Below are 14,270 nucleotides of genomic sequence, written 5' to 3'. Positions count from 1 at the left end.
GTTATCAATTTAAATCCGATAAAATAACTCCATGACTTTTAAGATTACCAAGTTCATCAATTGTAATCATAAAATCTGCCCATTCACTATATATGGGATTTGGAGAAAATTTATATAGTGTCCCTACATTATTCTGCCAAGAGTCACTATAATCCCCTAATTTTGAAAACAACTTATTTACTATTGCTGGATTTTTCTCGTATTCCTTTTCTTCAATTCCTAAACTAGAAAAAAAATCCGAATATCCATATACGATAATCACATTATTACCGCCCATACTTTGCCAAAAACTATTATCAATTTTAGGAGTAATATTTAAACTTTCCATATCAATTCCAACTACGGACAAGTCACCATATTGTTCTTCAATTTCACTTCTTTTATAAATATAAGAAATGGGTGCTTTTTCATTTTTAATAGCTGAATTGGCAGGCTTATCAATATAAGAAATCGTTATATTTTCTAAATCAACTATGTTAGAAAATAGATATAAAGCATTTTTGTTTATTCTTTTCACATGGTCATCCTTAAGACCTGAGACACTATCACTTCTGGAAAATTCATATCCCAAATACAGACTTCGTCCTACATCATCCAGATCTTTTCTATTTCCTCTATTGTCAATTATAATAGTATTGATTTTATAATTGTCATTGGGATTTTCAAGTGAGGTTAAAAGCTGATAAACTTCATATATATTCCCAAGAGAAATAGATTCAGTCAATCCCTCGATTATATTTGAATTCTCCGCTCTTACATTTATATTGATAAATGAGACTGCACCAAAAGAGATACAAATTATGGCTACAATAAGAGCAATATTAGATTTTTGTGGAGGCTTGAGTATCATTTCAATACGATTTTTCATTTTTCTGCCTCCTGTTGACATAGCAGCAACTATTTGATTGCCACTGTCAGCTATGGATAGAAGCGTAGTACAATAATTGAGATGTTCACTTGAGCCTATTTTTTCAATAACTCTGCTGTCGCAAGATAGTTCAGCGTCATTCCTTGACACCTTTACGGATAGCCAGATGAGGGGATTGAACCAATATAAAGCACAAAGAATATTTCCCAGTAGACGAATAAAGTTGTCCCTTTGCCTGTAATGAACCATTTCATGTATAAGTGCAAATTTAATTGCTTTAGTATCATGAATGATATTTTCTGTTAGAATGATACTTGGATTAAATATTCCAATTAGACAAGGAGATTTTAGATTTTGAGAAATATATACTGGAATATTATGTTTCAATCCTGCCATCTCAGCAACTTCATCATAATCATGAAAATCATAGAATGTCGCACTCTTCAGAATTTTCCTTTGAAAAAAAACATTGCGTATCCCAAAAACAGCTAATATATAAATAACTCCTAAAATCCATACTATAGATAAAATATCAAATAAACCATCATAATTATCCCCTGATCCATTATTCCATATTCGTGTATAACTGGTAGTATCTTCATTAACTAAATGTTGATATATATTACTCTCATATAAATCCAAATCATTATCGAGTCTAAAGTCTAAAGCTTGAATTTGCGGAAAAATATTCTTGACTTCAATCTCCCATTGAAGATTTAAAGGAATAATCAATCTTAATGCAATGATCATCCATAAAGCATATTGTATTCTTGGATTTATCTTATCTTTAAAAATAAATCGAAGCATAAAAATAAGTAGTATCAACAAAGATGCAAGGATTGAATTATGTATTAAGAAGTTCAAAACTTCATTCATTTTGATCCTCCTTTTCAATTAACGCCTTTTTAAGAGATTGTAACATGGAATTAATTTCGTCTTTTGTAATATCCTCACTATCTACTAATGAGGAAACAAGTAACCCCATTTTTCCATCAAATATTTTTTCTACAAATGAACGTGTTTCCTGTAATACGGTTTCATCTTTATTTAGCAAAGGGTAATAAAGTCTTGCAGGGTTTGCCTCTTCCATACGAATATAGTTCTTTTTCTGCATACGTTTTAGAAATGAAATAATTGTATGTCTTGACCAACCTGTTTCCTCCTTTAAATCATCTTCCATCTGTCTACAGGTTAAAGGATTTTTCTCCCATAAAAGCATCATTATTTTCCATTCTGTATCTGTAAGTTTTGTTTTTTCTCTGTTATCCAATTTATCACCTCCATAGTAATCAATTGCCTACTCATATCATAATATATAAATTTCAATATTGTCAACTATTATTTGTAGGCATCTGCCTACTTTAATTAGCAAATCAAAATTTGGGCGAAAAATTCTCTTAGTCGATTACAGAAATATAATTAAAATTCCTAAATGCAACTAATACATTTGTTATCCTATGAAACTTATAATAGTAAAAAAAGACTTACTTTTAAAAGTAAGTCTTTTAGATTTAAAACTTATTTCTTTATTATTCTAGTTAAAAATATTAAACATATACATAAGATTTCTAAAACTTTTAACACCTATGGACTCCCAAAACTTTCTATAAATTTTAATGCAATAGGAGAAATATATCTATCTTTCACCCATATTGCAGCTATTTGAGTTTTCAACTTTTCACTTTCTATCTCTTTGTAGATAAGATTTCTATTAGCTGCAAGCTCAAATGCAGACTTAGGAACTATAGCTATTCCAAGTCCTGCATTTGCCCACAAAATGGTGGTTCGAGCATCATCATTTTTACAAAATATTTCTGGCTCGAATCCATGCTCCATACAGGTTTCATAAATTAAGTGTTCAAACCTTCTATAAATGATCAATGGTTTATTTTTTAGTTCACTAACTGATATAGTAGAATCAGTAGAATCCCAATGACATTCCTTTGGTATTGCAGCTATCATAGGTTCAGCCTTTGTATATTTACACTCAAAGTTCAAAGCATTAAATGGAGTTCTGGCAATACCTACTTCTATAATACCTTTGTTTAGAAGATCAATAAGCGTAAAAGTATTACCCTCGTATATTTCAAACTTAATACCAGAATGTTCCCTGCGAAATTCTGATATTCTTCCGCTTAAAAGCGTTTCGCCTGAGGAGGAAACTGTGCCTATTGATAATGTTCCTTTTAATCCCTTACTAAAGTCATCAATTTCCCTTACAACTGAATTGGACAATTCTAAGATTTGACGTGCTCTGTTCATTAGGATTTTCCCTGCATCTGTAAGTTTCACATGTCGTGAGCCTCGCTCCACGAGCTTTACACCAAGCTCCTCTTCCAACAGCTTGAGTTGTTGACTTAGAGGAGGCTGTGCCATATTAAGTTTTTTAGCCGCTGAAGTTATCTGACCTTCCTCTGCAATTGTAAGAAAATATTTTAATTGTCTTAAATCCATAAAAAACCTCCAAAATGATATATGATTTTAATATATTATATATATTAAATAGATATTTTAAATATGGAAACCCTTATGATACAATTATAGTCTGAGATATGAAAATATGCAATATTTCTAATCATTATATTATGATGGAGGATGATAGATTTGTTCAAACTTGCAGTCTTTTTAAAACCATATAAAAAAGAATGTATAATCGGGCCAGCTTTTAAACTATTGGAGGCAATTCTTGAATTACTACTGCCTACAATTATAGCACTTATTATTAATAATGGTGTTGCTAATCACGATACAAATTATGTACTTAAAATGGGGGGACTTATGCTCCTAATGGCAATACTAGGATTTTGTAGTTCTATGATATGTCAATATTATGCGGCACGTGCATCACAAGGTTTTGGTACGACTTTAAGAAATACCCTTTTTAAACATATATCTTCTTTTTCTCATTCTGAAATAGATACTTTTGGTACATCATCACTAATAAATCGAATTACAAATGACGTAAATCAACTTCAACTTGCAGTTGCAATGCTTATACGCCTAGTTATACGTGCACCTTTTATATGTATAGGTGCAATCATTATGGCCATGATACTAGACTTTAAATTATCATTGATTTTTTTAGCTGTTACACCTATTTTTGCAATTATATTGTATTTTGTTATAAGCAAATCTTCACCTCTTTATCGTAAATATCAAAAAAAATTGGATAAAATGGGACTAATATTGCGTGAGAATCTTTCTGGAGTAAGAGTAATCCGTGCATTTGCTAGAACTAAAAACGAAAAACAACGATTTTATGCCGCAAATGATGATTTAACTGAGTCTGCCATTAATGTTGGTAAAATATCTGCATTACTTAATCCTATGACTTCATTTGTAATGAATGTTGCTATCATAGCTATATTATGGGTGGCTGGGTTCCATGTTAATACAGGAAGGCTTTCCCACGGAGAAATTATTGCATTTGTCAATTATATTACTCAAATACTACTTGCACTTATGGTGGTGTCAAATCTTGTAATTATATTTACTAGAGCATCTGCTTCTGCCGACCGTATAAATGAATTGTTAGCCATTACTACATCAATTAAGGACAATACAGAGTTTCTTACCAATATTGTAAATAATAACACTCCATCAATTCAGTTTACTGATGTTTCCTTTGCTTATAATAATACAGGTGATATGGCCCTTGAAAATATTTCAATAACTATTCATCCTGGAGAAACCATTGGACTTATAGGTAGTACTGGATCGGGAAAATCTACATTTACAAACCTTATTCCAAGATTTTATGATGCCACAAAAGGTAATATATTTGTAGACGGGATAAATGTCAAAGATTATAAGCTCAATGAACTCCGTAATAAAATTGGTATTGTACCACAAAATGCTGTGCTATTCACAGGAACTATAGCAGAAAACATTCGTTGGGGCAAACAAAATGCCACAGATGAAGAGATTATAATAGCAGCTAAAATTGCACAGGCTGATGAATTTATTTCAAAGCTTCCTGATGGATATAACACACAGGTATCACGTGGTGGATTAAATTTTTCTGGTGGACAAAAACAACGTCTAACCATTGCTCGTGCAGTAGTTTCAAAACCTGATATTTTGATACTTGATGATTCTGCAAGTGCATTAGACTTTGCCACAGATGCAGCACTAAGGAAAGCAATTAATGATATTAGTAAAAACATGACTGTAATAATAGTGTCTCAAAGAGTTAACACCATAAAAGAAGTGGATAAAATTATTGTACTTGATAACAAACATATTGTAGGCACTGGTACACATAAAGAACTTATGGATAATTGTAAAGTGTATAAAGAAATATGTCTATCACAATTTTCAAATGAGGAGGCTTCCATATGAATAAGAATATATTAAAAAGAACTTTAAAATATATTGAAAACTACAAAGTTTATGTATTTGGTTCCTTCATAGCCGCTTTTTTAAGTGTTGTGTCAAGTTTAATCGGTCCTATGCTCATAGGTAAATCTATTGACCATATGATTGGAGTAGATGCTGTAAATTTTACATTACTATTCAAAACTTTAATCATTTTAGCATTGATCTATGGTCTTGGTAACCTATTTACATGGCTCTTGACCTATTTAACAAATTGGATTTCATATAAAACTGTCAATGATATGCGTCATCAACTTTTTGATAAAATTAGTATACTGCCTCTTAAGTTCTATGATAGTCACCCTCATGGTGACACAATAAGTCGTTTTATAAATGATATAGATACTGTTTCAGATGGAATGCTTCATGGACTTTCAACATTGCTTACAGCCATGGTTACTATCATAGGTGCAATAGGATTTATGCTATATATAAGTCCAATTATGACAATAATAGTGATTTTTTCTGCTCCTGCTTCCTTTTTAATAGCACGATTTATTGCTAATCGTTCACAACAAATGTTTAGAAACCAAGCAAAAAGCTTAGGAAAGTTAAATGACTATGTGGAAGAAATTATTAGTGGACAAAAAATTGTTACTGCCTTTAATTATGAAGATCGTTCTTTCGAGAAATTTAAAAAAATTAACAACACCTTATATAATTCTGGAGTAAAATCACAATTTTATGGTTCATTATCTGGACCTACTACTCGACTTGTAAATAATATCACCTATGCTATTATAGGTATTATTGGTAGTACCTTAGCTATTTTAGGTAAAATCACAGTTGGAGAAATATCTAGTTTTCTTATTTACTCAAACTTATTTGCAAAACCTTTTAATGAGATAACTGGAATATTTACTCAAATACAGGCTGCTGCTGCATCAGCACAACGTATATTTCATATTCTTGATTTACCTCCAGAAAGACCTGATGCCATAGATGCTATTAATATTAACCATAGTCTAGGTAAAATAGACTTTAATAATGTGAGTTTTTCATATAATCCTGATAATCCTTTAATTACAAATTTCAACCTAAATGTAAAACCTGGTACTAGAATTGCCATAGTAGGTAAAACTGGTGCGGGTAAGACAACTCTTGTAAATTTACTTATGAGATTCTATGATGTTAATAAAGGCTCCATATCTATTGATGGTATTGATATCAATACCATCACTCGTGACAGTCTACGATCCAATTTTGGTATGGTGCTTCAGGATACATGGCTATTTTCAGGTACTATACAAGATAATATCTCTTATGGTAAGCCAGATGCCACAGATGAAGAAATCATTGCAGCTGCCAAAGCTGCTGATGCTCACAGTTTCATACAATGTTTACCTCATGGTTATAACACTTTTATTTCTGATGATGGCGGAAATTTATCGCAAGGACAAAAACAACTTCTCACCATTGCTCGAGTAATGCTTGTTGATCCACCAATGCTTATTTTAGATGAAGCCACAAGTAACATAGATACTAGAACAGAAATCAATATACAAAGAGCATTCTTGAAGATGGTAGAAGGTAGAACAAGCTTTGTTATAGCTCATAGGCTTTCAACTATACGAGAGGCGGACTTAATTTTAGTCTTGGATAATGGTAATATTGTAGAAAGTGGAACTCATAGTCAATTATTAGAAAGTGGTGGCTATTATGAAAGACTTTATAACAGCCAATTTGCACATTCATAGATTATTGTTTACAGGAAAAACCTTAAGATATTAATATTCTAAGGTTTTTTATCTCTTTACTAATGGAAATGTTATTAACATCCTTTATGGAGGCTAACTTATACAATCAATATTTATTTAGAAATAAAAAGAAACGAATTTATCAGTTGTACGGCAAACATTAGTATCACAAGATTGAAAAAAATAACCCTTCTGTATTAATTCTCCAACACTACATAGTTTTATCTTGCTTTAAATATTTGTACCTTTTTCACTTCATCAAATCTCAACTCCCAAAATGTACCTTGAATATATTCTCCCGAGGAGTAAATTCCATTATTAAGCAGTTCTTTTATGTTGAATATTTTATCCCATGATTCTTCGATTAAATTTCGTCTTTTTTCTTTTGGTAATGAGTCCAACCATTCACATTCAGAATCCAGTTCTTCTTCATTCGTACTATTCCCTATATATCCATTGTTCAAAACATAATGCCATAACTCAAAGTCACTTAATAAGACTTTCTCATTTGGAATCTCTAATTCAATACAAGTCATTTGTTCACCTAATGGCCCGTGAGCTGAGTGTCTTAAATCTGGTTTCTTATGTTGCCCTTTATAAAGATACCATCCCCATATAGGATATATATTAGATTTATAAGAGCTATGGCCTATTCTATTTATCATTTTATCTCTAATCCAATTATATTGCTCCAAAAATGAATAATTTTCATCTTTTAAATAAAATGCTAACTTCTCATCACAGGTAACAATCTTTTCTTCTTTTAGCTTATTCCAAACATCAATTGATTGTATGGTCCATATTCTCATGCTTAAATCTCCCTATTTTTCAATTCATTTAATACTCCTTATGTTAATTTGTTTTTCCCATTGCTTATTTTAATTTTAATCCTTCATCACTTAAATTACCATGTCATTTATATTTTATCCTAAAAACACTGTAGAAAATAATATGCTGTTATCAGTGTTCAAATTTTATAAGATATTAAAATATTCACTATTAATATCTAACAGTACAGATGGCTTATCTTTATAATATATAAAAAGCTTATGCAAAGGTCTTGTTATTGAAACATATAGTAATTTTATGTGAAGTTCATTATCAATATAATTATCATTGGAGCAGTTAAACACCATAACCACATCAAATTCCAATCCTTTTGATAAATATGCAGGAATTACTACTACTCCCCCATTATAGAAAACATCCTTATCTGTGATCAAATGTATATCATCAATTAAAGTATCCTTTAGAATTTCATATACTTTTGTACTTTCTTCCGTAGTCTTACATATTATGGCAATGGACTTATGTCCTTCTTTCTTTAATTCCTTTAATCTTGAACTTATATCTTTAATAATCTCTTGGTCATTATTTTTCCTCAAAATAAAGGGTTTATCTCCAGACCTTAGTACAGGCTCTGCAAGAGTTATTTCTTCTTTTTTCCATTTCTTTATGACTTCATTAGCAAAATTCATTATTTCCATAGTTGAACGATAACATTTTTTTAACTTTAATAGTTCCTTATCACAGCTTTTAAATACATTTTCCATTAGTTCCTTCCAGTCACCTATACCCTTATATGAATGTATTCCCTGTGAAATATCACCTACTATTGTAAAAGAATCATTACTACTAAGCTGTCTTAATATATACATTTGAAGCTCACTATAGTCCTGTGCTTCATCTACTATTATATGATTGTACTTACTCTTTAAAGATAGTCCTTCTAGCTTCAAATCAAGATATGACAATGCAGCTAAATCCTCTCTTTCTAACATTCCATTATCAAATATCTTTTTAGAGTAATTGCTAATAAAATCTAATATATCTTTATCAACTTCACCATTACTATATTTCTCCAATTTCTGAGAATCTGAAAGTAAATTCTGATATAATGTTAGAATATCAAGATTCTTCCACTGATTAAAATATTCCTTTACAGCCTTATACATAGAACCTTCCAACTCTTGATTGATTCTATCTCTCTTATTATATATACGTCTAATTTTACCTCTAATGGTTTCTATATCATCTACAGAATCCTTCATCTCTTGTATTTTCCTATCACATTTTTTAGTTACTTTATCTTGAATTACTTTAACTTTTTCTGAAATATTTGCTTCCATATATTTTTGTATCCTCTTTGAACGCGGTACAACGGGAAGGTATTTATAATCTTTTTCATACATCTTTAGTACTTCATTATAGGAATATATAGTAATATCATTTATCTTTAGATCAATTTGAGGAACTAAATCTAAGGTTAAATCTACCACATATTTATCTATTATGTTTTTCAATGTCATGGAGCCTTTAAAATATGAGGTTAATTGTAAATTTCTTCTATATTCTTCTGATAATCCCTTATAATCTAGTAACTGATAAAACTTAGTTTCTGTATCTGTAAGTTTATATTCTTCACCTAATAAAGACATTACAATATCTTCAAAGGTGGACTGTTTTATTTCTTCAACTCCTAAGTCTGGCAGCACATCAGAAATATAGTTTAAAAACAGGTTGTTAGGTACTACAATCAACAACTTTTCTGCATCAAATATATCTTGATAGGTATACATAAGATATGCTATTCTATGGAGCACAATGGTAGTCTTTCCACTTCCTGCTACTCCTTGAACAATTAAGGCTTTTTCTTTATCAGCTCTTATAATATCATTTTGCTCACCTTGTATGGTATTTACAATATCCTTAAGTCTATTATCTTTCTTTTCCCATAATGCTGTTTGCAAATATTCATCCATAGGAGTAAGCCCTTTATCGAAAATATTAATTAGCTCCTTTTTCTGTATCTCATATTGTCTTTTGAGCTCCAAATCCCCTATTATCAACCCTTCAGGTGCTTTATACATTACTTCTCCTATTTCTCCGCTATAATATAAACTTGCCATAGGGGTTCTCCAGTCTATAATAAGCATTTTGTTAGTATCTTTTTTAGTTAAACTTGTTTTTCCTACATAAAAAGTTTCATGTTCATCTTTTCCAAGCTCTTTAAAATCAATTCTTCCAAAATAAGGTTTATCATCTACACTTCTCAGTTGATTAAGTTTTCTCTTATTTGCTTCATAGATCGTATTTTTTACAATTACATCATCACTATAGTTACCACCTACAGACCTTTTAAGTTTTAATAATTCCTCATCAGCCTTTTCCACTTCATCAGCAAGGTAAATTATTTCACTGTCTATAAGTTCACAAGTATCCTTTAAATATTTGTCTTCCATATTAAATTCTGGGTGATTTTTAGCTTGCATAAGACACCTCCAATATAAAATTATAAATTTAAAATAAGCCGTTAAGCGGTGAAATGACGGTACACTAATTCTATATAATATATAGAAAAAAATAAAGCCCATGATATTAATAAATATATGGCTCTATTATATGAGAAGAGTATTATATCATATAATCTCTATAATTCGTAATATTTTAAGTTATTTTTGTATATCTAATCTTTCTAAGCTAGAATATACTTACAAAAGAATTTTTCCCTAAACTCATAGTTTAAGGAAATGAAAAATCCGCCTTAAGCTTTTATTTGCTTAGGGCGGATTGCACGAGTCCATGGTAACACATAGACTGCTATTGGTTTATAAACATTTGGATTATAATTGTTTGGACTTTTCAGTGTATACACTAAAGCATATGACTGCTCAGTTGATAATTCAATGGGATCTACTCCGTAATAATAATTAGCAGCTTCTTTAATTCCATAGCATCCCTCGCCAAAATAAGCGATATTACAGTATAATTCCAGTATTTCATCTTTTGTTACCATCTTTTCAAGATCAATTGCTACAAAGACCTCTGCAATCTTACGCTCATACTTTTTATCAAAGGAAAAATATAAATTTTTCGCCAACTGTTGAGTTATTGTACTTCCTCCCTGTACCAAGGAGTCAGCCTTTAAATTATTGTATGCAGCTCTCCCTATTGCAATAAAATCAATGCCAAAATGATAATAAAATCGCTTATCCTCTGACTTTAAAACAAGTTTTAAATAGTCATCTGATATTTTATCAAGTTCAATATAATTTTCATCATCTCTAACTTGATTAATTGCATCTTCAAGATTTGTGTTATCTATAGCAGATTTATACATTTCATATCCAGTAATAATAGTCGGAGCTGTAAATATACCTAATGCAAAAATGCCCATGAGAAAAATACATATAATTAAAACAATTATTTTCTTTTTCATCTCCACCTGCTCCTTTCGTATTCTACTAATTAATTATATTATATAAACCATACATTTGCCATTAATTTACCTTACAATCGCCTAACAATTTTGTAAGAATAAGAAAGTGATAAATTTTAACCTTTTAAAGACATGAATAATATCCTTCTCACATCCCCTTCTAGATACATATTATTCTTTAAGTGTATCCCATACAATACATTATTCATTTATTTTTATGAAATTTTGCTGAACAATAAAATGGAGAGTACCCAACATAATTGGACATTTCAACCAAAGTTGGATTTTCTGTTATATTATCTTCAATCCAATCATCCATTACTAATAAAAACTTGATATGACTTGCACTACTAATAAGATTAATATGATATTAATGTTTTTGAAGTAAAAAACACCTGATGCTAAATCAGGTGACAATATTTGAATTAGTATTTGTTATATTTATTTTTATGCCTTGATAATTATTATCTAATTTCCGTCATTATTCTTCGCCATATACAAAACATCATCACCAAATCTTCCAAATAAGTCATATCCACTCTTTTCAAGTTTATGGGAAAAACCAATTGATTTAATAGATATTCCCATAATATAAGATAAGTAAGTTAAGTGGCAAGATAATTTTTTTGTAGCTAAATATTAATTGATATATAACATTTTTTTATTATTATCCAGTTTTAATTCGTATTTGTATAATGAGTTATATTTTCTCTTTTGATAATACTCTTAATTTCTCTGCTAAAAGTAATCTTCACTAATGAATAAAGCATATTTAATAAAATAAAAATAACAAATATAAATAAATAGCTTATCTGAAAAGGCATATAGTCACCAGTTTGAATAGATAATGTTTTTTGCACTGATTGAGCAATCATAATACTTGGCATAAGTGTTAACAAGAAAGTCATTCCAATAATAGGCCTATAAATATCAATCAGCAACGTTCCTATTGCTTTAGGTTTGTACCCCATTAGGTGTAAAATAAGTATATCTCTTTTGTTTTCTTGAAAATTTATTAAAAGAGCCAAATAAAGTAAAATAGAACCAACAATAAATCCAATAATTTGATTGATAACCGCACTATTTCGATTGGATACAGAGTCTCTCTCAAGATTGGCGATTTTTTGTTCATAGGTTGTTGTTATACCTTCATCACTTAATACCTCTTCTATACTTAATATACCATTGTAAACATTTGCTGGGAGGTTTAAAATCTCAGCCAACTTTTCTTTAGATATATAAATTGATTTTGATTTGGCATTAATGGCTATGTTTTCAATTATTACAGGATAGTTTTTTTCGCTAAAAGTAAGAATAATCTTGTCTCCAATATTAAAACCATATAATTCATTTAAGGCTGGAGAAATATAAACTTTATCTTTTTTAATACCATTCAGTAACTTTCCTTTTCTGTCTTGAAGAGCTAATATTTTATCATTTTGTTCTATACCGATAATCTGCTGTTCCACCTCTGTGCCATTTTGGGATTTAACAACAACATCAGAAATCAGATAATATATGGAATTATCTTTTTCTTCATCTTTTATTTTAAATTCTGTAAAATGGGTGTCAAACATATATCTATGTCCAACAGTCTGTGATAAAAATACTTTTTGACTACTGCGGTTTAGTGAATAACCCATAATAAACATAACCGTAAATCCCATAACAGCAGTAATAATAAGTAAGACTGCAATAGGCTTTCTAAATGCTATACGATAAGGAAACTTATCTTTAACAGGCAAAATTTTGACGAAACTATTTACGAATTTCAATATCCCTGAAAATCCGTACTTATTATTTACTCCAGAAAGTAAATTGCCAACCTCCATACGTCCAACAAAACCATAGCTGAAAAATGTCACAATACAAAATATAACTATTGGAGCAAGTAAGCCAATGATAATACTTGATAAATCAATATTTTTTATAAGACCTGCTAAATTATAGGACTGTTTATTTGCATTTATGAGAATATCTGATGCAAAATAACCGAAAACAAATCCAAACAATCCTCCAACAAGAGAAAGTATCGCAGTAAAGCTGACAAAATAACTCCTTAATACTCGATTTTTATACCCCAATGCCCTTAAACATCCTATTTGCTTTCCATTTGATTTATAAAATCTATAAAAGAACATAGCAAATACAAAAGATGTTAAACCTATTAAAACAATAAGAAAGTTTTTAGAAAGAATTACATTAGAATTTAATGCCTTTTGATAAAGTAATTGATTTTCACTTAAAACAGATAAAGATTTTAGCATTTTCATATTACCGTCAATTGAAAATTGTACAAAAAAATACATAAACGAAGTAAACGCACTTAGTAAAAATAATAAAAATACAAATATTTTATTTCTCACTATTTCTCTAGTAATTTGCTTAAATAAATACATGGTATCACCCCCAAATCATATTACTTGCAGATATTGGATTATGATTAATTATGTCCTCGAACAATAAGCCATCTTTAATTGTAATGATCCTATCTGCTGTTTCGGCAATTTGAAGATTATGTGTTATAAAAAGTACACTAATACCAAAAATATTCTTTAAACTATGTAAAAGTTCCACTACCTTTTTACTGTTTGACTCATCAAGGGAACCAGTAGCTTCATCACAAAATAAAATACTTGGATTTTTTATTACAGCTCTGGCAATTGCAGTACGTTGTTGCTCTCCTCCCGACATTTCAGATGGAAATTTATCAAGAATACTTTCTATTCCTAAAATACGAGTAAGTCTATCAAATGGAAGTGGCGTAGAATTAGGAGATATACCGATTTTAATATTTTCTTCAGCTGTCAGATTATTTAACAACATATAATTTTGAAAAACATACCCCACTTCATTACGTTTCCAATCTGCCAACTGACTTTCAGTAAATAATGTTAATTCTTTTCCTCTATACACCACTTTACCAGAAGTAGGTTTCAACAGCCCTGATAATATATTGAGAAGGGTTGATTTACCAGAACCGCTAGGTCCTAAAATTACAGTAAAAGTTTCCTCCTCAATCCCTAAAGAAATACCTTTTAGAATTTGTTCTTTTTTGTTAAATTCCTTTGTTATACTTTGTGATACCAATATTTTAGACATAGAAATG

At 30.0% G+C, this 14,270-nt stretch carries 10 protein-coding genes; 2 read left to right on the top strand and 8 right to left on the bottom strand.

Translation table 11 applies throughout. The features are described 5' to 3' along the window. Positions 1-4 precede the first annotated feature (4 nt). The 3 genes from KQI41_RS06160 to KQI41_RS06150 form a co-directional block, all read right to left on the bottom strand. Positions 5-1,744 carry a M56 family metallopeptidase gene (locus tag KQI41_RS06160; RefSeq protein WP_154439072.1) on the bottom strand — a complete coding sequence of 580 codons (1,740 nt, stop codon included), beginning with the start codon at positions 1,742-1,744 and terminating at the stop codon, positions 5-7. Further along, positions 1,737-2,138, bottom strand: a complete 402-nt coding sequence (locus tag KQI41_RS06155) for a BlaI/MecI/CopY family transcriptional regulator (RefSeq protein ID WP_216585028.1) — start codon at positions 2,136-2,138, stop codon at positions 1,737-1,739. Before KQI41_RS06155 ends, KQI41_RS06160 begins: the two co-directional genes overlap by 8 nt. 314 nt (positions 2,139-2,452) lie before the next feature. Beyond that, positions 2,453-3,322 carry a LysR family transcriptional regulator gene (locus KQI41_RS06150; protein WP_154439074.1) on the bottom strand — a complete coding sequence of 290 codons (870 nt, stop codon included), beginning with the start codon at positions 3,320-3,322 and terminating at the stop codon, positions 2,453-2,455. Between the two features lie 150 nt (positions 3,323-3,472). Here KQI41_RS06150 and KQI41_RS06145 point away from each other — a divergent pair, with 150 nt between their 5' ends. Both KQI41_RS06145 and KQI41_RS06140 read left to right on the top strand, forming a co-directional pair. After that, positions 3,473-5,209: an ABC transporter ATP-binding protein gene (locus tag KQI41_RS06145; RefSeq protein ID WP_154439075.1), complete on the top strand. Its 1,737-nt coding sequence runs from the start codon at positions 3,473-3,475 to the stop codon at positions 5,207-5,209. Next, positions 5,206-6,942: an ABC transporter ATP-binding protein gene (locus tag KQI41_RS06140; protein WP_154439076.1), complete on the top strand. Its 1,737-nt coding sequence runs from the start codon at positions 5,206-5,208 to the stop codon at positions 6,940-6,942. Before KQI41_RS06145 ends, KQI41_RS06140 begins: the two co-directional genes overlap by 4 nt. A gap of 221 nt (positions 6,943-7,163) precedes the next feature. Here the strand turns inward: KQI41_RS06140 and KQI41_RS06135 are convergent, their stop codons facing one another. The 5 genes from KQI41_RS06135 to KQI41_RS06115 form a co-directional block, all read right to left on the bottom strand. Further along, complete coding sequence (locus KQI41_RS06135) at positions 7,164-7,751, bottom strand: DUF3841 domain-containing protein (RefSeq protein ID WP_154439077.1); 588 nt, start codon at positions 7,749-7,751, stop codon at positions 7,164-7,166. Positions 7,752-7,916: 165 nt separating this feature from the next. Then, a complete protein-coding gene (helD, locus tag KQI41_RS06130; protein ID WP_195837913.1) occupies positions 7,917-10,214 on the bottom strand; it encodes an RNA polymerase recycling motor HelD in 2,298 nt (765 codons plus the stop codon). Between the two features lie 272 nt (positions 10,215-10,486). Then, positions 10,487-11,161 (bottom strand): biosynthetic peptidoglycan transglycosylase, encoded by a 675-nt coding sequence (locus KQI41_RS06125; RefSeq protein WP_154439079.1) that lies wholly within the window; start codon positions 11,159-11,161, stop codon positions 10,487-10,489. A gap of 677 nt (positions 11,162-11,838) precedes the next feature. Then, positions 11,839-13,560 (bottom strand): FtsX-like permease family protein, encoded by a 1,722-nt coding sequence (locus tag KQI41_RS06120; RefSeq protein ID WP_154439080.1) that lies wholly within the window; start codon positions 13,558-13,560, stop codon positions 11,839-11,841. A gap of 4 nt (positions 13,561-13,564) precedes the next feature. Beyond that, on the bottom strand, positions 13,565-14,263 hold the full coding sequence (locus KQI41_RS06115; RefSeq protein WP_154439081.1) for an ABC transporter ATP-binding protein: 699 nt from the start codon (positions 14,261-14,263) through the stop codon (positions 13,565-13,567). Positions 14,264-14,270 lie beyond the last annotated feature (7 nt).

The organism is Tissierella pigra (assembly GCF_018917845.1).
Lineage (GTDB): Bacteria > Bacillota > Clostridia > Tissierellales > Tissierellaceae > Tissierella > Tissierella pigra.
The sequence above is the reverse complement of the archived record's forward strand: the minus strand, read 5'-3'. Positions and strand labels throughout refer to the sequence as shown.